Genomic DNA, 19698 nt, shown 5'->3' with positions numbered 1-19698 from the left:
TGATGGCCGGTCCGCTTCCCCTCGGCGACCCGGCTCCGACCGACGGGCGTCTGCCCGCCGACCTCCCGATCGATCGCGACGTCCCCTTCTCCGCGTACCTGCACGTCCCGTTCTGCAGCGTGCGCTGCGGGTACTGCGACTTCAACACCTACACGTCGAGCGAGCTCCGCGGCGCGAAGCAGGAGGACTACGCATCGACGCTGATCACCGAGATCGCCCTGGCCCGCCGGGTGCTCGGCGAGGCCGACGCCCTGCGCCCGATGGACACCGTCTTCTTCGGCGGCGGCACGCCGACGCTGCTGCCCCCCGGTGATCTCGCCCGCATGCTCGGCGCCGCCACCGCGGCGTTCGGGCTCGCGGACGGGGCAGAGGTCACCGTCGAGGCGAACCCCGACACCGTGACCCCCGAGGTGGCCCGCACACTCGCGGATGCGGGGGTGACCCGACTCTCGATCGGGATGCAGTCGGCGGTGCCGCAGGTGCTCGCCGCGCTCGATCGCACCCACCGTCCCGAGAACGTGCGCACGGCCGTCGCTGCGGCGAAGGACGCAGGCCTCGCGGTCAGCGTCGACCTCATCTACGGCGCTCCCGGTGAATCCCTGGCGGATTGGGAGGCCTCGCTCGACGCGGCCCTCGAGCTCGAGTCCGACCACATCTCGGCGTATGCGCTGATCATCGAGGACGGCACGAAGCTCGCCAGGCAGATCCGCCGCGGTGAGGTGCCGACGCCCGACGACGACCTCCAGGCCGACATGTACGAACTGGCGGATGCTCGGCTCGCAGCGGCGGGCTTCGAGTGGTACGAGGTCAGCAACTGGTCGCGGACCGCCGAGCAGCGCTCCCGACACAACCTCGCCTACTGGCGGGGGAGTGACTGGTGGGGCTTCGGCCCCGGGGCGCACAGCCATGTCGCGGGACTGCGGTGGTGGAACGTCAAGCACCCGGCCGCGTACGCACAGCGCCTCGCAGCGTCCGAATCCCCGGCGGCGGGGACCGAGCGGCCCGACGAGGATTCGCGGACGCTGGAGCGGATCCTGCTCCTGAGCCGCATCCGCGAGGGCATAGCGGTCGACGATCTCGCCCAGGACAAGCGGCCGCGCGTCGCAGGGCTGATCGCCGACGGGCTCGTCGAGCCCGCTGCGGCGATGCGCGGACACGTGCAGCTCACCCTCCGGGGTCGGCTGCTCGCGGATGCGGTCGTGCGGGAGCTCACGGACTGACGGCGCCCGATCAGCGCAGCCGCTCGACAGGCGGGTAGAATTGGCACTCACAGCAGGTGAGTGCCAGATGAGGGGTGATGCGATGGTCAGCGAACGAGGCCTCCAGGTCCTCCGCGCGATCGTGCAGGACTACGTCGAGACGCACGAGCCGGTCGGCAGCCGGTCGATCGTCGACCGCCACTCCTTCGGCGTGTCCGCGGCGACGATCCGCAACGACATGGCGCTCCTCGAGGACGAGGAGCTGATCACCGCGCCGCACACGTCGTCGGGCCGTGTCCCCACCGACAAGGGCTACCGGGTCTTCGTCGATCACCTCGCGCAGCTGCGGCCGCTGTCGGTCGCTCAGCGCACGGCCATCGAGTCCTTCCTCACCGACCCCGCCGATCTCGACGACCTCATGGTGCGCACCGTCCGGGTGCTCACGCAGCTCACCGGCCAGGTCGCCCTGGCGCAGTACCCGTCGTTCGCCCGCGCCCACCTCACGCACATCGAACTCGTGGCTCTGGCGCCCAACCGGCTCCTCATCGTGCTGGTCACCGACGCCGGCGGCGTCTCACAGCGCATGGCGCCGTTGCCCGACGTCGTGGACGAGGCAGACATGGCCGTGCTGCGTGCGCGGCTCTCCTCCCTGATCACCGGACGGGCGGTCAGCGATGCCGCGGAGCGCCTGCAGTCGCTGCTGGCGGCCGACGAGCACGCGCACGACAGCGTCCTCCGCGCTCTCGCGACGATCATCATCGACGAGCTCGGCGAATTCCGGCAGGAGAAGCTGGTGATGGCGGGAGCAGCGACGCTCGCCCGCCGCGAGCAGGACTTCCGCGGCAGCATCCATCCCCTCTTGGAGGCGATCGAGGAGCAGGTGACCCTGCTGCGGCTGATGAGCGAGATGGAGACGGATGCGCACGGCCTCGCCGCGAGCATCGGCACCGAGAACGCGTCGTTCGGTCTCGGTGAGGCGTCGATCGTCGCCAGCAACTACGCCGCCCCCAGCGGCACGGCGCGTGTCGGTGTGATGGGCCCGACACGCATGGACTATCCGAGCAACCTCGCAGCGGCGCGGGCCGTGGCCCGCTACCTGTCGCGGATGCTCGACGAGGACGAAGCCGCCCGCTGACGCGGACGGCGAAGAACACACACGCAGAAGGGCCATTGTGGCGGATCACTACGAGGTACTCGGCGTCTCGCGCGACGCCTCCACCGACGAGATCAAGAAGGCGTATCGGCGTCTGGCGCGTCAGCTGCACCCGGACGTCAACCCCGGCGAGGACGCGGCCGAGCAGTTCAAGCTCGTGACCCACGCCTACGACGTGCTCAGCGACGACGACTCGCGTCGCCGCTACGACATGGGCGGCGGAGACGGCGCGGCCGGCAACTTCGGCGGGTTCGGCGGGTTCGGCGACATCTTCGAGACGTTCTTCGGCGCCGCCCAGGGCGGCGGACGCGGCGGTCGGCCGCGGTCGCGACGTGAGCGCGGGCAGGATGCCCTCGTCAGGGTCACCCTCGACCTCGGCGACGTCGTCTTCGGAGCGCACCGGGACATCGAGGTCGACACGGCGGTGCTGTGCGAGACCTGCAACGGCTCGTGCTGCCAGGAGGGCACGTCTCCCGTGACGTGCGACATCTGCGGTGGGTCCGGCCACGTCCAGCGGCAGGTGCGCAGTCTGCTCGGCAACGTCGTCACGTCGCAGCCCTGCGGCACCTGCGAGGGCTACGGCACGACGATTCCCTACCCCTGCGGCACCTGCGGTGGCCAGGGTCGCGTGCGCTCACGTCGCACCGTGTCCCTCGACATCCCGGCGGGCGTCGAGACCGGTCTCCGTCTGCAGCTCCCCGGCTCGGGCGAGGTCGGCAAGGCGGGTGGACCGAACGGCGACCTCTACGTCGAGGTCTCCGTCACGGCGCACCCGACGTTCAGCCGCGACGGCGACGACCTGCTCGCGACCCTCGAGGTGTCGATGCCCGACGCGATCCTCGGCACCGAGACGACGATCCAGGGGCTCGACGGAGACGTCGACCTCGAGATCCGCGCGGGAGTCCAGTCCGGCGACGTGCTGACCATCAAGGGCCGAGGAATCACTCCGCTCCGCGGAACGCAGCGCGGAGACCTGCGGGTGGGTGTGCAGGTCGTGACGCCGACCAAGATCGACTCCGCGCAGCGCAGGCTGATCGAGGACTTCGCGAAGAAGACGAAGGCACCGGCTCCTCAGCTCGCGCAGTTCCAGCAGGGGCTGTTCTCGAAGCTCCGCGACCGCTTCCGCACCCACTGATCGGCGCGCTGTGGCTCTTCACTTCCTCGTCGAATCGTCGTCCGCTGCCGACGTCGGCGACATCGTCTCCCTCACCGGGCCCGAGGCGAAGCACGCGGCCGTCGTCAGGCGGCTCCGAGTCGGAGAGGCGGTGACCGTGGGCGACGGAGCAGGGGTCTGGCTCACCGGGGCGGCGGAGGAAGTGTCGCCGACTCGCGTCGACGTCCGTATCTCCGACCGCGCGGTGGAGTCCGCGCCGACTCCTCGCGTCGTCCTGGTCCAGGCGCTTGCGAAGGGCGATCGGGACGAGCTCGCGGTGCAGGCCGCGTGCGAGCTGGGCGTCGACGAGATCGTCCCGTGGCAGGCGAGCCGAAGCGTCTCCCGCTGGGAGGGGTCCAAGGCGGTCAAGGGGCGCGAGCGGTGGGCGAGCATCGTACGAGAGGCCGCGAAGCAGGCCCATCGCGCGTGGGTGCCACAGGTGGCACCGCCCGTCTCCACGGGCGAACTCGCCGCACGGGCTTCGCACCAGCGGATGCTGCTGCTCGATCCGACCGCGTCGACCCGGCTCTCCGAGGTGGCCTCCGACGGTCGCGATCTCGTGCTCGTGGTCGGGCCCGAGGGCGGCATCTCGCCGGAGGAGCTCGCGAAGCTCACGGATGCGGGCGCCGAGCGCGTGCTGCTCGGCGATACCGTGCTGCGCACGTCGACAGCCGGACCCGCCGCGATCGCCGTCCTCTCGGTGGCGCTCGGGCGCTGGTGACAAGGCCCCTGGGCCGGGCGTCGCGGCGATCGGTAGACTGAGAGAATGTCCGACCCCTCGATCTTCACGCGCATCCTCAACGGCGACATCCCGGGTGAGATCCTCCTGGACACCGACCGGGTGTTCGCGATCCGCGACATCGACCCGCAGGCTCCGCTGCACGCCCTCGTGATCCCCAAGACGGAGGACTATCGCGACGTCACGGAGCTCGCGGCCGGCGACCCGGGTCTCCTCGCCGAGATGGTGGCGGCCGCCAGGCAGCTGGCCGAGGAGCACGCGAATGGGGAGTATCGCCTCATCTTCAACAACGGCGCGAGCGCCGCTCAGTCCGTCTTCCACGTGCACGCTCATGTGCTCGGCAACATCGAGGAGAACAAGCTCGTTGGCTTCTGACGATCAAGACACCGTCACCGAACGCATCTATGCCGACGGTGTCGCCATGGTGCAACTGCTCGGTCCCCAGGATCGACTCCTCCGGATGCTCGAGAAGGAGCACCGCGACGTGCAGGTGCTCGTTCGCGGCAACGAGATCACCCTCACCGGCACGCAGGATGCCGTCGCCGAGGCGAAGAGCCTCGTCGACGAGCTCCTGACGATGACTCGCGCCGGTCACGACCTGGCGCCGAGCGACGTCTCGAACTCCGCGCGCATGTTGCGCAACGACGGAGGACCCCGTCCGAGCGAGGTGCTCGGCGAGGCCATCCTGTCGACTCGCGGCAAGGTGATCCGCCCGAAGACCCTCGGCCAGAAGGAGTACGTCGACGCGATCGAGGAGAACACGATCGTCTTCGGCATCGGGCCGGCCGGAACCGGCAAGACCTATCTCGCGATGGCGAAGGCCGTCCAGGCGCTGCAGCGCAAGGAGGTCACCCGCATCATCCTGACGCGTCCCGCTGTCGAGGCGGGCGAGCGGCTCGGGTTCCTCCCCGGAACGCTCACCGACAAGATCGACCCCTACCTGCGGCCTCTCTACGATGCGCTGAACGAGATGATGGATCCTGAGATCGTCCCGCGTCTGATGGCGACGGGCACCATCGAGGTCGCCCCGCTCGCGTACATGCGCGGCCGGACGCTGAACGATTCGTTCGTCGTGCTCGACGAGGCGCAGAACACCACGCCCGAGCAGATGAAGATGTTCCTCACCCGCCTCGGGTTCGGCACGCGCATGGTCGTCACGGGCGACATCACCCAGGTCGACCTCCCGCAGGGCGCATCCGGTCTCCGCCTGGTGACGCGTGTGCTCGACGGGATCGAGGACATCCACTTCTCCCGGCTCACGAGCGACGACGTCGTGCGGCACTCGCTCGTCGGCCGCATCGTCGACGCGTACAGCGAATACGACGAACGCCGCACCGCGCAGCGCTTCGAGCGCGAGCAGGCGGCCGGGTTCGCCAACCGCGCCGAGCGTCGCGGGGCTCAACGACCCGGACCCCGCGACCGGATGCCGAAACGAGGACTCTCATGATCGAGATCAACAACGAGTCGGCGATCGACGTCGACGAGACGGTGCTGCAGCGCCTCACGGACTTCAACCTCGCTCAGCTGCATGTGAGCCCCGATGCCGAGGTCGCGATCGTCCTCGTGGACGAGGGCGCCATGGAGGCTCTGCACGTGCAGTGGATGGACGAGCCCGGACCCACCGACGTCCTCAGCTTTCCGATGGACGAGCTGCGCCCCGGCACGGAGGACCGCCCGACGGCGCCCGGCCTCCTCGGGGACATCGTGCTCTGCCCGCAGGTCGCCGAGGCGCAGGCGCAGGCGGCGAACCACACGCTGATGGACGAGCTGATCCTGCTCACCACGCACGGACTGCTGCACCTGCTCGGCTTCGATCACGCCGAGCCGGACGAGGAGCGCGAGATGTTCGGCCTGCAGAAGGAGCTCATCCAGGGCTTCGCCGCCGCTGAACGTCGCCGATGACCGCTCTCCTCCTGCTCGTCGCCGCGGTGCTGCTCGTGGCATTCGGTGGTCTCATGGCCGCGATAGACGCCGCGTACGGTGTCGCCTCCCGTGCGAATCTCGCCGAGATGGCCACCGAGGGTCGACGGGCCAAGGCGCTGCAGCGCATCGCCGACGACCTCGACGCCCACGTCAACGCCGTCGCCTTCATCCGCGTCCTCGCCGAGGTCACGGCCGCGGTGCTCGTGACGGTGGCCTTCACGATCCTGATCGAGAACAACTGGCTGGCCATGCTCGCGGCGGCCGTGCTCATGACAGGGATCACATTCGTGCTCGTCGGTGCGAGTCCGCGCTCGTTCGGTCGACACCACGCCGAGGGGATGATCCGCGGCAGCGCGTCGATCGTGCGGGGACTCCGCATCATCCTCGGTCCTGTCGCGCAGGGACTCGTCGTCCTCAGCAACCGGGTGACGCCGGGCACCGGACGCAGCTCCTTCACGAGCGAGGACCAGCTGCTCAGCATGGTCGACGAGGCGGCCTCCCACGATCTCATCGAAGAGGACGACCGCGACCTCATCCACTCGGTCTTCGATTTCACCGACCAGTTCGTCCGGGCCGTCATGGTGCCCCGCACCGAGATGGTGACGGTAGACGCGACCGCGACGACGAGTGAGGCGATGTCGCTGTTCCTGCAGCGCGGCGTCTCGCGCATGCCGGTGGTCGACGACGACGCTGACGACGTCGTCGGAGTCCTGTACCTGAAGGATCTCGTGCAGTTCGCGTTCCGCGACGAGAGCGCGTGGCGAGCCGCATCCATCCGCCCGATCTCGCGCCCGGCGACCTTCGTCCCCGAGTCGATGCGCGCGGAGACCCTGCTGCAGCAGATGAAGCGGGATGCCGTCCACGTCTGTCTCGTGATCGACGAGCACGGAGGCATCTCGGGACTCGTGACCCTCGAGGACCTGATCGAGGAGCTCGTCGGCGAGATCTCCGACGAGTACGATCAGGTACTGGCAGAGGTCGTCGATCTCGGCGAGGGACGCTACCGCGTGAGCGCCCGATTGTCCCTCGAGGACGTCGGTGATCTGTTCGGCCTCGAACTCGAGGATGAGGACGTCGACTCCATCGGCGGACTGCTGGGCAAGTCGCTCGGCCAGGTCCCGCAGCCGGGGTCGACCGTGACCGTCGAGGGGCTGACGCTCACCGGCGGGGCCTCGAGAGGTCGAGGACGCGGGATCGCCACGGTCTTCGTGGAACGTGCGGCATACGACGCGGAGACGGCCGCAGATGAGAGAGACGGAAACGATGACTGAGCAGACGCGAAGCGGATTCGTGACCTTCGTGGGGCGTCCGAACGTCGGGAAGTCCACTCTGACGAACGCCCTCGTGGGCGAGAAGATCGCCATCACCAGCGAGAAGCCGCAGACCACCCGTCGAGCGATCCGAGGGATCGTCAATCGACCGGAGGGGCAGCTCGTCATCGTCGACACCCCCGGCATCCACAAGCCGCGGACGCTTCTGGGCGAGCGCCTGAACGACCTCGTCGAGCAGGTGCTCGGCGACGTCGACGTCATCGGCTTCTGCGTTCCGGCGACCGAGAAGGTCGGCCCCGGCGACCGTCGGATCGCGGCATCGCTCGACGGCTACCCGCGTGCGAAGAAGATCGCTATCGTCACCAAGACGGACGCGGCAGGCCGCGATGAGATCACCGAGCGGCTCATGGAGGTCGACGCGCTCCGCGAGGACTGGGACGCCGTGATCCCGATCTCCGCCCTCACCCGCGACCAGCTCGAGGTGCTCGCCGACGAGGTGCTTCTGCTGATGCCCGAGGGGCCGGCGCTGTACGGAGAGGGCGTCACGACCGACGAGTCGGAGGAGGATCGCATCGCGGAGATGATCCGCGAGGCTGCGCTCGACGGCGTGCGCGACGAGCTTCCGCACTCGATCGCCGTCGTGATCGACGACATCGCTCCTCGCGAGGGCACGGACCTGACCGACGTGCACGCGTCGATCGTCGTGGAGCGCGACAGCCAGAAGGCCATCATCATCGGCCACAAGGGCAAGCGGCTGGCCGATGTCGGTCGTCGGGCCCGCGTCGGCATCGAAGACCTCCTCGGTACGCGCGTCTTCCTCGGACTCCACGTCAAGGTCGCGAAGGAATGGCAGCGGGACCCGAAGCAGCTCGGACGTCTCGGCTTCTGAGGTGCCATGGTGCGCTGGCGCCGATCGGCCGCTGTCGGGCTCCTAATCGATCTCGCGAAGCGCCGACGTGACGATGACGACTCCGTCGCCGTAGGTCGCGTCGACGGCATCCTGCAGTGATCCGTCGTCCCAGACGACCTGCACCCAGACATACCCGCGCTCGACCCAGAGCGTGAGGGCATCGCGGCCGAGGGATTCCGAGAGCTCCTCCTGGGCCGCGGCGAGCGCGGTGTCCGAGCTCGTGCCGTCGACTCCACCGGCAGGGTCGTCAGGGCGGATCGGGTCGTAGAGCGCGAGCAGGATCGGGGGGTCGGTGATCGTGTACCGCTCGCCGTCGTACGTGCCGTACACCGCATAGCTTCCCCAGGTGGTGTCTCCGCCGGTCTCGCTCCCGTCGACGCCGTCCCAGGTCCAGCCGTCGACCGGAATGCCCGCGCACTGAGGCGGATACGACTCGGCGATCGGACCGAGACACAGCTCGGCGTCGCCCGCCCCGTCGAGGACGGTGCCGGCCCCGATGACCCGCCCCTCCGGCGGTGCGACGCTCGCGGCGTCCCACGTGACGGAACCCGAGCTGGTCGGTGCGGGGGAGGAGCCGGCGCCACCGGAGCAGGCGGCGAGGCCCAGCACTCCGAACACGGATGCGGCGGCGAGATGCAAACGACTGCGCGATCGGCTCATGTCTCAGAGTGTCAGCGCTGCTCCGATCGTCTCGCGCGGGACTCACCGGGAGTCGGCAACACTGCTAGCATGGCCGCATGCCATTCGGCGGTCTGCTTCTTCTTAGCTGCCGCGACGAGTCCTAAAGCCAGGGCCTTCCTCGTCGCGGCGCTTGTGTTGGTCCGTTCACACTCCTGACGAAGAGAAGAAGCCCCATCATGCAGAACACTCAGCGCCCGTCCGCGATGCCGATCCACAAGTACCGGCCGTATCACGAGCAGATCTCCGTCCACCTGCCTGACCGCACCTGGCCGGACGCCCGCATCACCGAGGCTCCACGCTGGTGCGCCGTCGACCTGCGCGACGGCAATCAGGCGCTCATCGACCCGATGTCGCCGGAGCGCAAGCGAGTCATGTTCGAGCTCCTCGTGAGCATGGGCTACAAGGAGATCGAGGTCGGATTCCCGTCGGCGAGCCAGACGGACTTCGATTTCGTCCGCCAGCTGATCGAAGAGAACGTCATCCCGGACGACGTCACGATCCAGGTCCTCACGCAGGCGCGGGAGCACCTGATCGCCCGCACCTACGAATCGATCGCCGGCGCGAAGCAGGCGATCGTGCACCTGTACAACTCCACCAGCGTGCTGCAGCGCGAGGTCGTGTTCCGCACCGACAAGCAGGGCATCATCGACATCGCGCTCGAAGGCGCGCGCCTGTGCCGTCAGTACGAGAAGACGATCCCCGGCACGAAGGTCTACTACGAGTACTCGCCCGAGAGCTACACGGGCACCGAGCTCGAGTTCGCCGTCGACGTCTGCAACCAGGTCATCGAGGTGTTCGAGCCGACGCCCGACCGCAAGGTCATCATCAACCTGCCGGCGACGGTCGAGATGGCGACGCCCAACGTGTACGCCGACTCGATCGAGTGGATGAGCCGCCACCTCGCACACCGCGAGAACGTCATCCTCTCGCTGCACCCGCACAACGACCGCGGCACGGCGATCGCTGCGGCCGAGCTCGGGTACATGGCCGGCGCCGACCGCATCGAGGGATGCCTGTTCGGCAACGGCGAGCGCACAGGCAACGTCGACATCGTCGCACTGGGCATCAACCTGTTCACACAGGGCATCGACCCGCAGATCGACTTCAGCGACATCGATCAGGTCAAGCGCACGGTCGAGTACTGCAACCAGCTGCCGGTGCCCGAGCGCAGCCCCTGGGCCGGCGACCTCGTCTTCACCGCGTTCAGCGGCTCGCATCAGGACGCCATCAAGAAGGGCTTCGAGGCGATGGCCGCCCGCGCCGATGCCGAGGGCGTCACCGTCGACGAGATCGAATGGGCCGTGCCCTACCTGCCGGTCGACCCGAAGGACCTGGGTCGTTCGTACGAAGCGGTCATCCGCGTCAACTCGCAGTCGGGCAAGGGCGGTGTCGCGTATCTGCTGAAGGCCGACCACGCGATCGACCTGCCCCGCAAGCTGCAGATCGAGTTCTCGGGCGTCGTGCAGGCGAAGACCGACGCGGAGGGCGGCGAGGTCACGAGCGAGCAGATCTGGTCGATCTTCCACGACGAGTACCTGCCCGCAGAGGACACGGCGGCCAAGTGGGGTCGCTTCGAGCTGCTCGCCACTCAGACCCGCAGCGACATGTCGGGCGACGTCGTGCTCGACGTCGTGCTCCGCGACGACGAGCAGCAGCTCGCGGTCGCCGGCAACGGCAACGGACCGGTGGCCGCGTTCGTCGAGGTGCTGCGCGGTCAGGGCTTCGACATCACGGTGTACGACTACGTCGAGCATGCGCTCAGCTCGGGGGGCGACGCTCAGGCCGCCGCCTACGTCGAGCTGCAGGTCGGCGATCAGCGACTGTGGGGCGTCGGCATCGACGGCGACATCTCGACGGCATCGCTCAAGGCGATCGTCTCGGGAGTGAACCGCTCGATCCGCACGCGTCAGCAGGAGCTGGCCGCGGTCTGAGTCTCGGATGGCACCTGCTGTCGGATCGCGCCGGCGATTCCGACAGCAGGTGTCATCTCTGCGCGCGGGCGCCTCGTCGATATGGCGCCCGGTGTCGGTATGCTGCGCCGACAGCGGCGATGGGTGTCAGCTGAATCGGTGTGCGCGCGCGCAGGTGCCAGGTGAATGGGCGAGCACGCGCGCGGGCTCGACGGCCCGGGTCAGGGCTTGATGATGGGGATCACGCCCGTCTCGGCCGCCACCTTGCGGCGGTAGATCCGGCGCTGCTCGGGGAGCGAGACGTCGAAGGTGACGGCGAGGATGCGGATGACGGTCGTCACCGCGATGCCGGCGACCGCCGCGATCGTGATCGGCATGCCCAGGGCCACGGCGATCACGATGAACGTGCATCCCGCTCCCGCAGCCACTGCGTACAGCGAGCCGACGTGCATGATCGCGGTCGGGAGTCCCATCAGCATGTCGCGGAGCACGCTGCCTCCGACGGCCGCGCACACGCCGATGAAGACGGCAGGCACCTCGGGGATGCCGAAGGCGAGCGCCTTGCTCGTGCCGAACGCGCCGAACATGCCGATGACGACGGCGTCGAGCACGACGATCACGGTGTTGAGGCGGGTGAAGAGCCCCGCGAGCAGCATGCCGAGCAGCGCTGCGCCGCCTGCCGTGACCAGGTACCACTGGTTCTGCAGCGTGGCCGGCGTCTGGCCGAGCAGGATGTCGCGGATCAGGCCGCCGCCCATGCCGATCATGATCCCGATGATCGCGACTCCCAGCCAGTCGAGCCTGCGCTGCCCTTGGAATCCCGAGGCGAAGAGCGCCCCTTGGACTCCACCGAGCCCGACGCCGAGCAGGTCCGCCCAGAACGGAATGATGAAGAGCGGTTCGGTCACCCGTCCATTGTCTCGCACGGAGGATAATCGAGGTGTGCCCACCTACCGAGACGAAGCAGTGATCCTGCGCACCCACAAACTGGGTGAGGCGGATCGCATCGTCACGATGCTGTCTCGGCGGCACGGCAAGATCCGCGCGGTCGCCAAGGGAGTGCGGCGGACGTCCTCGAAGTTCGGGTCCCGACTCGAGCCCTTCATGGTCGCCGACGTGCAGCTCTATCAGGGACGCTCCCTAGACATCGTCCAGCAGGCGGAGTCGCTCGGCGCCTACGGCACGGACATCGCCGCTCACTACGACCGATTCACGTCGGCGAACGCCATGGTGGAGACTGCGGACCGGCTGAGCGATTCCGAAGCCACGCCGGAGCAGTACCTGCTGCTCGTCGGCGGACTGCGGGCGCTCTCACGCGGCGAGCATTCCCCGCGCAGCATCCTGGACTCCTACCTGCTGCGCGTCATGGCGCTGTCGGGCTGGGCTCCCTCGCTCGGTGACTGCGCCCGATGCGCAGCCCCCGGCCCGCACGTGCACTTCGTCGGGCAGCTCGGTGGCGCCGTCTGCAGCGACTGCGCTCCGGCGGGCAGTCCGCGCGTGGCTGAGAAGACCCTGTCACTGCTGCGCTCGCTCATGGCAGGGGAGTGGGACGTGATCGACGCCGCCCCTCACGCCGACACCGCCGCAGCATCCGGCCTGGTGGCCGCCTACGCGCAGTGGCACCTGGAGCGCGGCATCCGCTCGCTCGCGCACCTCGTGCCCGACGACCCTCGAGAAGGAGCACGGTGAGCCCGAAGCCCTACACGCACAAGGATGCCGTGGCATACCGCCCGCTGGACTGGACGGGCGTGTATCCGCCGGCGTTCCCCGCAGTGCCGGAGCATGTCGCCATCGTCATGGACGGCAACGGACGCTGGGCCAACCGCCGCGGTCTCAACCGCATCGAGGGGCACAAGGCGGGTGAGGAGGTGCTGCTCGACGTCGTGGCCGGCGCGATCCAGGCCGGCGTGAAGCACCTCTCGGTCTACGCGTTCTCGACCGAGAACTGGGCGCGATCTCCCGAGGAGGTCCGCTTCCTCATGGGATACAACCGCGATGTGCTGCATCGGCGCCGGGACCAGCTCAACGAGTGGGGCGTGCGCGTGCGGTGGGCCGGACGCAAACCACGGCTCTGGGGAAGCGTCATCAAGGAGCTGCAGTACGCCGAGCAGCTCACCCGCGGCAACGACGTGCTCACCCTCACGATGTGCGTGAACTACGGCGGGCGCGTCGAGCTCGTCGATGCCATGCGGGCGATCGCCGCGGACGTCGCGGCCGGCAGGGTCAAGCCGAACGCGATCAGCGAGAAGATGATCCGCCGCAACCTCTACGTGCCGGACATGCCGGACGTCGACCTGTTCCTTCGGAGTTCGGGGGAGCAGCGCACCTCGAACTTCCTGCTGTGGCAGGCCGCGTATGCGGAGATGGTGTTCCTCGACACACTGTGGCCCGACTTCTCGCGAGAGGAGCTCTGGCGTGCGATCGGCGTCTACCTGTCGCGGGATCGCCGCTTCGGCGGGGCGGTCGACACCCCGGACGCCTCCGCCTGAGTCCGCAGCCACCTCTCGGTCTCGCGGGGGTGGCGCAGGCGCACGACGGCGAGATGCGGGTGCTCGCTCGCGACACCTGGCATCCGCTCCGACCACTTGTGCAGGGTCTCTGTCTGCCACACGAGGATGTTCTCCTCCGGATCGCCGGAGAACATCTTCCAGATCGGCTTCTCCACGTTGTCGTTGTAGATGCGGGTGCGAAGGATGCTGCGGCCGAGGGTGCGCCGAAGCAGCCGGAAGCGAACCACTCGGTATGGATAGTCGAGCCAGATCACGAGCTGCGCGCGCGGAGCGAGGATCTCGTCGGTGCCCTTGCTGGTGTACTGCCATTCGGTGACCCAACGATCCTCCGCAGCGAAGGCACGCACATCGTCGAGGAACGCGGGACGAGGGGTCCAGTTCTCGCCGTGGAACAACGCGTCGATCTCGACGTGCCTGAGACCCCAGAGTTCAGCCACTCGCCGTGCGAGTGTGGTCTTGCCGGACCCGGTCACTCCCGCGATGAGCACTCGCTCAGGCCCGGAAGGCAGCGGATCTGCGGCGGAGAGCATCTGAGAATCCTAACGACGGAATAGCGCACAGGTGCATGCGGTTGGATGTGAGTGTGACTGAACCCATCTCGATCGACATCTGGTCCGACATCGCCTGCCCCTGGTGCTACATCGGCAAGCGCAATCTCGAGAAGGGACTCGACGCCGTCTCCGGCGACGACGACGCACCCCAGGTGAACATCACGTTCCACTCTTTCGAACTGTCGCCCGACACCCCCGTCGATTTCGACGGCGACGAGATCGACTTCCTCGCCGGGCACAAGGGGATGCCGCGCGAGCAGGTCGAGCAGATGCTGTCGCACGTGACGGGAGTCGCCGAAGGCGCCGGACTCGAGTATCGATTCGACCTGCTGCAGCACACCAACACCGTGAAGGCGCACGAGCTGCTGCACTTCGCCAAGTCGCAGGGCCGTCAGCACGAGATGGAGGAGCGTCTCATGTCGGCGTACTTCACCGAAGGCAAGCACGTCGGGCGCATCGACGACCTCGTCGAGCTCGCCACCGAGGTGGGGCTGAACGCCGACGACGTGCGCGACGCTCTCATCTCCTCCCGGCACCTCGCGGACGTCCGCCAGGACCAGGCGCAGGCGCAGGCCTACGGCATTCAGGGCGTCCCGTTCTTCGTGATCGACGGGCAGTACGGCATCAGCGGCGCACAGCCGCCGGCAGCCTTCGAGAACGTGCTCCGCGACCTGTGGTCTCAGCGCGGCGAGACCGAGTCGGAGACCGCCGCGGTCTAGCGGGTCAGTGCCGCTTCGATCGCCTCGACGATCTCGGGGTCGTTCGGCTTCTGCTTCGGGCGGAAGCGGACGACCTCGCCGTCCGGCAGCACGAGGAACTTCTCGAAGTTCCACTCGACGCGGCCGGCCTTCCCGTCGGCATCCGCGGTCTGCCTCAGGGTCTTGTACAGCTCGGTGGCGTTCCGGCCGTTGACCTTCACCTTGTCGTTGATGGGGAAGGTGACGCCGTACGTGGTCGAGCAGAACTCCAGGATCTGGTCGACCGAGCCGGGTTCCTGCCCGAAGAACTGGTTGCAGGGGAAGCCGACGACGCTGAAGCCTCGATCGCCGTACAGACGCTGCAGCTCCTCGAGCTGCTCGTACTGCGGAGTGAGACCGCACTTGGATGCGACGTTCACCACCATGACCACATCCGCGCCGAGATCGTCGAGGGTCTTCTCGTTGCCGGCGGCGTCGGTGAAGGGGATGGAACGGACTGCAGCATCGGTCATGTTCACAGCTTAGGTCGATGCGCCGCGAGCGGCTCCGTGTCTGGGAGAATGGAGGTGTCATGACTCTCGCCACAGCCTCACCGCGCACCCTCCGCATCGGTCCGATCGCCCTCGACGTGCCGGTCGTCCTCGCACCCATGGCGGGTATCACCAACACGGCGTTCCGACGCCTCTGCCGCGAGTACGGCGCCGGGCTCTACGTGAGCGAGATGATCACCTCGCGCGCGCTGGTCGAGCGCAACGAGACGACCATGCGGCTGATCCGCCACCACGAGTCCGAGACGCCCCGTTCCATCCAGCTCTACGGCGTCGATCCGAAGACGATCGCCGAGGCCGTGCGGATCATCGTCGCCGAGGACCACGCCGATCACATCGACCTCAACTTCGGCTGCCCCGTGCCCAAGGTCACCCGCAAGGGCGGGGGAGCGGCCCTGCCGTGGAAGAGCTCGCTGTTCGCCGACATCGTCACGCAGGCGGTGAAGGCGGCAGGCGACATCCCGCTCACAGTGAAGATGCGAAAAGGGATCGATCCCGACCACCTCACCTTCCTCGACGCCGGTCGCGCCGCGGAGGACGCGGGCGTGGCGGCCGTCGCCCTGCATGCGCGCACCGCGAGCGAGTTCTACTCGGGATTCGCCGACTGGAACGCGATCGGCGAGCTGAAGCAGGCCGTCACGAGCATCCCCGTCCTCGGCAACGGCGACATCTGGTCGGCGGACGACGCCGTGCGGATGATGGAGCAGACCGACTGCGACGGTGTCGTCGTCGGGCGCGGATGCCTCGGCCGGCCGTGGCTGTTCGGCGAGCTGGCCGCTGCCTTCGGCGCGGAATCGCACCCGGTCGATGCGACTCTCGGCTTCGTCGCCGACGCCTTCCGCCGGCACGCCGAGCTTCTCGTCGAGTTCTTCGAGGACGAGGATCGAGGGTGCCGCGACGTCCGCAAGCACGTCGCCTGGTACTTCAAGGGCTACCCGGTCGGCGGCGACATCCGCACGGGTCTCGCCACCGCATCCAGCCTCGCCGAGATCGACGACCTCCTCGGACGCCTCGACCACACGGCGCCGTACCCGGGCGCGGATGCCGAGGGCCAGCGCGGTCGCTCCGGTCGCCCGAAGCGCCCGGCGCTGCCGGACAAGTGGCTGGAGTCGCGAGAGCTCGCGGCGACCGCATCCGAGATGATGCGAGGGGCGGAGATCGAGAACAGTGGCGGCTGACCCTTCGACAACCTCCGGGAACCCTCGCGCGGACGGATACGATCCGCGCGACGCGGAGCGCTTCTTCGCCGAGACCCACCGATCCGAGCGCGACGACTTCGCCCGCGACCGTGCGCGCGTGCTGCACTCCGCAGCCCTCCGGAGGCTGGCCGCCAAGACGCAGGTGCTGAGTCCCGCCAGCACTGCCGACTTCGCCCGCAACCGGCTGACCCATTCGCTCGAGGTCGCTCAGGTCGGGCGGGAGCTCGCGACGGCACTCGGCGTCTCGGCCGACGTGGTGGACACGGCGTGCCTGAGTCACGACCTCGGCCACCCTCCGTTCGGCCACAACGGCGAACGGGCGCTGAACGAGTGGGCGGGGGACATCGGCGGGTTCGAGGGCAACGCCCAGTCGCTGCGCATCCTCACGAGGCTCGAGGCGAAGGCGATCGACGACGACGGCCAGTCCGTGGGGCTCAACCTCACGAGGGCGAGCCTGGACGCGACCTGCAAGTACCCGTGGACGGTCGACAGTCCCGTTCCCGACCCGGGCGGCCGACTCAAGTTCGGCGTGTACCCCGAGGACGAAGCGGTGTTCCGCTGGATGCGCGAAGGAGCGCCGGGGCGTCTGCGCTGCATCGAGGCCGAGATCATGGACCTCTCCGACGACATCGGCTATTCCGTGCACGACTTCGAGGACGCGATCCTCAACGGCTACGTCGATGTCGCGCAGCTGTCGGACGCGGCCGCGCACGACTCCCTGATCGACCGCATCCAGCAGTGGGTGGGGTACGACTTCACCCGCGACGAGCTCGCGGATGCGCTGTATCGTCTCGCGTCGCAGCCGATGTGGTTGCAGTCGTTCGACCGTTCCCGTCGGGATCTCGCACGTCTGAAGAACCTGACGAGCGATTTCATCGGCCGTTTCGCCCGGGCCGCGGTGTCTGCCACGCGCGCGGCGTATGCGGGTCCGGCGCTCGTCCGGTACAACGCGCACGTCGTCGTGCCCCGGGTCGTGGAGGCCGAGATCGCCGTGCTGAAGGGCATCATGGGTCAGGCGATCGTCACCATCGATGCCCGCAAGGGCGTGTACAAGGAGCAGCGTCGGGTGCTGACCAGGCTGGCGGACGCCCTGTGGTCGACCGACGCCCTGTGGTCGGCGGGCGTCGACGTGCTCGAGCCGGCGTTCTCGGCGGACTTCCTGGCGGCGTCGTCCGACGCGCAGCGAGCCCGAGTGGTGGTGGATCAGATCGCGAGCCTCACCGATCAGAGCGCGATCGACTGGCACAACAGGCTCGTGGGCGAGATCGACCCGGCCGAGGTCGGGATCTGGACGCCGCGGCACGCACGGCCGGGTGCGCGGATGCACACCCCACGTCAGGCGGTCAGTGAAGGGGCGGGCTGATGCCCCGCATCCGTCAGGCCGACGTCGACGAGGTGAAGGCGCGCACGAACATCGCCGACATCGTCGGTGAACGCGTCGCTCTCAAATCCGCCGGGGTCGGGTCTCTCAAGGGTCTGTGCCCATTCCACGACGAGAAGAGCCCGAGCTTCCACGTGCGTCCGCAGGTGGGCTATTACCACTGCTTCGGCTGCGGGGAGTCGGGCGACGTCTACTCGTTCCTGCGGGAAATGGACCACGTCAGCTTCACCGAGGCGGTGGAGCGGCTCGCGGGCAAGATCGGCTACGCGCTGCACTACGAAGACGGCGGAGCGGCCCCGGAGACGAGTGGACGCAGCCGTCTGTACGCGGCCAACACCGCCGCCGCGGAGTTCTTCCGGGCGCAGCTGCTCACCGCGGATGCCGAGGCCGGCCGCCGCTTCCTCGGGGAGCGGGGCTTCGACGCGGGGGCCGCGGCGCACTTCGGCGTGGGCTTCGCCCCGCGCGGCTGGGACGGGATGCTGAAGGCTCTCACCGCGCAGGGGTTCACTCGCGACGAGCTGAGCGCCGCGGGTCTCGTGTCGACGGGGCAGCGAGGCGTGTACGACCGGTTCCGCGGTCGTCTCGTCTGGCCGATCCGCGATGTGTCGGGTCAGACGATCGGGTTCGGCGCCCGCAAGCTGTTCGATGACGACCAGGGCCCGAAGTACCTCAACACCCCCGAGACGCCGATCTACAAGAAGGCGCAGGTGCTCTACGGGCTCGATCTCGCGAAGCGCGACATCGCCCGTGGCGACCCCCGGCGCGTCGTGGTGGTCGAGGGGTACACCGACGTCATGGCGTGCCACCTCGCCGGTCTCACGACGGCGATCGCCACGTGTGGAACCGCGTTCGGCACGGACCACATCAAGGTGCTGCGCCGAGTGATGGGAGACGACAACGCCTCGGGTGAGGTCGTCTTCACGTTCGACGGCGACGAGGCAGGTCAGAAGGCCGCGCTGCGCGCCTTCACCGAGGACGATCGGTTCAACGCGCAGACCTTCGTCGCTGTCGCACCCGACGGGCTCGACCCGTGCGACCTCCGTCTGCAGCGCGGCGATGCGGCCGTGCGCTCGCTCATGGAGAGCAAGCAGCCGATGTTCGAGTTCGCCATCGATCGCAAGCTCAGCGGCTTCGACCTCGCGACGGTCGAGGGGCGCGTGGGAGCGCTGCGTGCGGCGGCGCCGATCGTCGCGGAGATCAGGGACCGGCTGCTGAGACCCGGGTATGAGCGCGTGCTCGCGCGACGGCTGGGCATGGATCCGACCGAGGTGCACCACGAGGTGGAGCGCTCCGCGCGAGGTGGGGCGGGTTCTGGACGACAGGAGCAGCCCCGCCACGATTCAGGGCAGTCGGCGTCGTCGCCCGGCGCACCCGGAGTCGCTCCCGTCACCCTCTCGAGCCTGCCGAGGACGGCGGACGTCGCGGTGGAGCGCGACGCGCTCATGGGCGCTCTGCAGTACGGCCACCAGATCGACCAGGCGCTGTTGACTCGGGCTCTGGCCGCGCCGTTCCGGACGCCGGGTCTCGACGCGGTGCGTGAGGCCGTGGCATCCGCCCCTGATCGCACGCGCGCCGGATGGGTGACGGATGCCGTCAACTCCGTGCGCGAGCCGTACCGCTCGCTCGCGGGCGAGCTGCTGATGACACCGTTCCCGGCGCGCAACGAAGAGGGCGCGCGCGCCTCGGCGACCGACCTGGCGCGGCGCCTCATCCTCCGCAGCCTCGAGCATGAGAAGCAGGAGCTCCTCGGTGCCGTGCAGCGGGTTCCCGCGGACTCGGACGGCGGTCGGGCGCTGCGCATGCGGCTGCGCGACATCGACGTCGAGCGTCAGCGGTTCACCGAGTCGTAACAGGGGCCGCAGAGCGCGAGAA

The 19698-nt window shown here is 68.7% G+C and carries 20 protein-coding genes; 16 read left to right on the top strand and 4 right to left on the bottom strand.

Annotation, left to right across the window (positions count from 1 at the left end):
- Nucleotides 1-2: 2 nt before the first annotated feature.
- From hemW to era, 9 genes are all read left to right on the top strand, one after another.
- The gene (gene hemW / locus BN2660_RS15355; protein ID WP_091234280.1) at nt 3-1220 is read left to right on the top strand and encodes a radical SAM family heme chaperone HemW; all 1218 of its coding nucleotides are present in this window, start codon (nt 3-5) and stop codon (nt 1218-1220) included.
- 82 nt (nt 1221-1302) lie between these two features.
- Entirely contained in the window at nt 1303-2334 is a 1032-nt protein-coding gene (gene hrcA, locus BN2660_RS15350) for a heat-inducible transcriptional repressor HrcA (RefSeq protein WP_091234278.1), read from the top strand.
- Nucleotides 2335-2371: 37 nt separating this feature from the next.
- Nucleotides 2372-3487: a molecular chaperone DnaJ gene (dnaJ, locus tag BN2660_RS15345; RefSeq protein WP_091234274.1), complete on the top strand. Its 1116-nt coding sequence runs from the start codon at nt 2372-2374 to the stop codon at nt 3485-3487.
- A 10-nt stretch (nt 3488-3497) separates the two neighbouring features.
- Entirely contained in the window at nt 3498-4226 is a 729-nt protein-coding gene (locus BN2660_RS15340) for a 16S rRNA (uracil(1498)-N(3))-methyltransferase (RefSeq protein WP_091234271.1), read from the top strand.
- A 45-nt stretch (nt 4227-4271) separates the two neighbouring features.
- On the top strand, nt 4272-4619 hold the full coding sequence (locus BN2660_RS15335) for an HIT domain-containing protein (RefSeq protein ID WP_091234267.1): 348 nt from the start codon (nt 4272-4274) through the stop codon (nt 4617-4619).
- A 46-nt stretch (nt 4620-4665) separates the two neighbouring features.
- Complete coding sequence (locus tag BN2660_RS15330) at nt 4666-5691, top strand: PhoH family protein (RefSeq protein WP_255305226.1); 1026 nt, start codon at nt 4666-4668, stop codon at nt 5689-5691.
- Complete coding sequence (gene ybeY, locus BN2660_RS15325) at nt 5688-6146, top strand: rRNA maturation RNase YbeY (protein ID WP_091234263.1); 459 nt, start codon at nt 5688-5690, stop codon at nt 6144-6146. The genes BN2660_RS15330 and ybeY overlap by 4 nt, the downstream gene beginning before the upstream one ends.
- Nucleotides 6143-7438 (top strand): hemolysin family protein, encoded by a 1296-nt coding sequence (locus BN2660_RS15320; RefSeq protein ID WP_091234260.1) that lies wholly within the window; start codon nt 6143-6145, stop codon nt 7436-7438. Before ybeY ends, BN2660_RS15320 begins: the two co-directional genes overlap by 4 nt.
- Nucleotides 7431-8327, top strand: coding sequence for a GTPase Era (gene era / locus BN2660_RS15315; protein ID WP_369690559.1), 897 nt, complete (start codon nt 7431-7433; stop codon nt 8325-8327). Before BN2660_RS15320 ends, era begins: the two co-directional genes overlap by 8 nt.
- Nucleotides 8328-8369: 42 nt before the next feature.
- Here the strand turns inward: era and BN2660_RS15310 are convergent, their stop codons facing one another.
- A complete protein-coding gene (locus tag BN2660_RS15310) occupies nt 8370-9008 on the bottom strand; it encodes a hypothetical protein (protein ID WP_141651312.1) in 639 nt (212 codons plus the stop codon).
- 197 nt (nt 9009-9205) lie between these two features.
- Between BN2660_RS15310 and leuA the strand changes: the two genes are divergently transcribed.
- Nucleotides 9206-10960, top strand: a complete 1755-nt coding sequence (gene leuA / locus BN2660_RS15305; RefSeq protein ID WP_091234253.1) for a 2-isopropylmalate synthase — start codon at nt 9206-9208, stop codon at nt 10958-10960.
- 200 nt (nt 10961-11160) lie between these two features.
- Here the strand turns inward: leuA and BN2660_RS15300 are convergent, their stop codons facing one another.
- On the bottom strand, nt 11161-11847 hold the full coding sequence (locus tag BN2660_RS15300) for a trimeric intracellular cation channel family protein (RefSeq protein ID WP_091234250.1): 687 nt from the start codon (nt 11845-11847) through the stop codon (nt 11161-11163).
- A 34-nt stretch (nt 11848-11881) separates the two neighbouring features.
- On the opposite strand from BN2660_RS15300, the gene recO reads away from it, so the two are divergent.
- Together recO and BN2660_RS15290 are read left to right on the top strand one after the other, a co-directional pair.
- The gene (gene recO, locus BN2660_RS15295; protein ID WP_091234248.1) at nt 11882-12628 is read left to right on the top strand and encodes a DNA repair protein RecO; all 747 of its coding nucleotides are present in this window, start codon (nt 11882-11884) and stop codon (nt 12626-12628) included.
- The gene (locus BN2660_RS15290) at nt 12625-13428 is read left to right on the top strand and encodes an isoprenyl transferase (RefSeq protein WP_091234245.1); all 804 of its coding nucleotides are present in this window, start codon (nt 12625-12627) and stop codon (nt 13426-13428) included. The genes recO and BN2660_RS15290 overlap by 4 nt, the downstream gene beginning before the upstream one ends.
- On the opposite strand, the gene BN2660_RS15285 is transcribed toward BN2660_RS15290, so the two are convergent.
- The gene (locus BN2660_RS15285; protein WP_091234242.1) at nt 13368-13979 is read right to left on the bottom strand and encodes a P-loop NTPase family protein; all 612 of its coding nucleotides are present in this window, start codon (nt 13977-13979) and stop codon (nt 13368-13370) included. The two genes, BN2660_RS15290 and BN2660_RS15285, sit on opposite strands and share 61 nt — an antisense overlap.
- 53 nt (nt 13980-14032) lie before the next feature.
- On the opposite strand from BN2660_RS15285, the gene BN2660_RS15280 reads away from it, so the two are divergent.
- The gene (locus BN2660_RS15280) at nt 14033-14719 is read left to right on the top strand and encodes a DsbA family oxidoreductase (RefSeq protein WP_091234238.1); all 687 of its coding nucleotides are present in this window, start codon (nt 14033-14035) and stop codon (nt 14717-14719) included.
- Here the strand turns inward: BN2660_RS15280 and BN2660_RS15275 are convergent.
- Nucleotides 14716-15210, bottom strand: a complete 495-nt coding sequence (locus BN2660_RS15275) for a glutathione peroxidase (protein WP_091234235.1) — start codon at nt 15208-15210, stop codon at nt 14716-14718. The two genes, BN2660_RS15280 and BN2660_RS15275, sit on opposite strands and share 4 nt — an antisense overlap.
- 59 nt (nt 15211-15269) lie before the next feature.
- Between BN2660_RS15275 and dusB the strand changes: the two genes are divergently transcribed.
- The 3 genes from dusB to dnaG are packed head-to-tail and all read left to right on the top strand — an operon-like array spanning nt 15270 to nt 19676.
- Nucleotides 15270-16424: a tRNA dihydrouridine synthase DusB gene (gene dusB / locus BN2660_RS15270; protein WP_091234232.1), complete on the top strand. Its 1155-nt coding sequence runs from the start codon at nt 15270-15272 to the stop codon at nt 16422-16424.
- Nucleotides 16414-17808 carry a deoxyguanosinetriphosphate triphosphohydrolase gene (locus tag BN2660_RS15265; protein WP_091234230.1) on the top strand — a complete coding sequence of 465 codons (1395 nt, stop codon included), beginning with the start codon at nt 16414-16416 and terminating at the stop codon, nt 17806-17808. The genes dusB and BN2660_RS15265 overlap by 11 nt, the downstream gene beginning before the upstream one ends.
- Nucleotides 17808-19676, top strand: coding sequence for a DNA primase (dnaG, locus tag BN2660_RS15260; RefSeq protein WP_091234225.1), 1869 nt, complete (start codon nt 17808-17810; stop codon nt 19674-19676). The genes BN2660_RS15265 and dnaG overlap by 1 nt, the downstream gene beginning before the upstream one ends.
- The last annotated feature ends 22 nt before the right edge of the window (nt 19677-19698 follow it).

Origin of the sequence: Microbacterium sp. 3J1, assembly GCF_001049495.1 — a bacterium.
GTDB lineage: Bacteria > Actinomycetota > Actinomycetes > Actinomycetales > Microbacteriaceae > Microbacterium.
The sequence above is the reverse complement of the archived record's forward strand: the minus strand, read 5'-3'. Positions and strand labels throughout refer to the sequence as shown.

Excerpts from the sequence above, each read along its gene's own strand:
- leuA (WP_091234253.1), top strand. The coding sequence starts at position 9,206 with ATGCAGAACACTCAGCGCCCGTCCGCGATGCCGATCCACAAGTACCGG.
- BN2660_RS15330 (WP_255305226.1), top strand. The coding sequence starts at position 4,666 with ATGGTGCAACTGCTCGGTCCCCAGGATCGACTCCTCCGGATGCTCGAG.
- dnaG (WP_091234225.1), top strand. The coding sequence starts at position 17,808 with ATGCCCCGCATCCGTCAGGCCGACGTCGACGAGGTGAAGGCGCGCACG.
- BN2660_RS15275 (WP_091234235.1), bottom strand. The coding sequence starts at position 15,210 with ATGACCGATGCTGCAGTCCGTTCCATCCCCTTCACCGACGCCGCCGGC.
- hemW (WP_091234280.1), top strand. The coding sequence starts at position 3 with ATGGCCGGTCCGCTTCCCCTCGGCGACCCGGCTCCGACCGACGGGCGT.
- BN2660_RS15320 (WP_091234260.1), top strand. The coding sequence starts at position 6,143 with ATGACCGCTCTCCTCCTGCTCGTCGCCGCGGTGCTGCTCGTGGCATTC.
- era (WP_369690559.1), top strand. The coding sequence starts at position 7,431 with ATGACTGAGCAGACGCGAAGCGGATTCGTGACCTTCGTGGGGCGTCCG.
- ybeY (WP_091234263.1), top strand. The coding sequence starts at position 5,688 with ATGATCGAGATCAACAACGAGTCGGCGATCGACGTCGACGAGACGGTG.
- BN2660_RS15285 (WP_091234242.1), bottom strand. The coding sequence starts at position 13,979 with ATGCTCTCCGCCGCAGATCCGCTGCCTTCCGGGCCTGAGCGAGTGCTC.
- hrcA (WP_091234278.1), top strand. The coding sequence starts at position 1,303 with ATGGTCAGCGAACGAGGCCTCCAGGTCCTCCGCGCGATCGTGCAGGAC.
- BN2660_RS15310 (WP_141651312.1), bottom strand. The coding sequence starts at position 9,008 with ATGAGCCGATCGCGCAGTCGTTTGCATCTCGCCGCCGCATCCGTGTTC.
- BN2660_RS15335 (WP_091234267.1), top strand. The coding sequence starts at position 4,272 with ATGTCCGACCCCTCGATCTTCACGCGCATCCTCAACGGCGACATCCCG.
- dusB (WP_091234232.1), top strand. The coding sequence starts at position 15,270 with ATGACTCTCGCCACAGCCTCACCGCGCACCCTCCGCATCGGTCCGATC.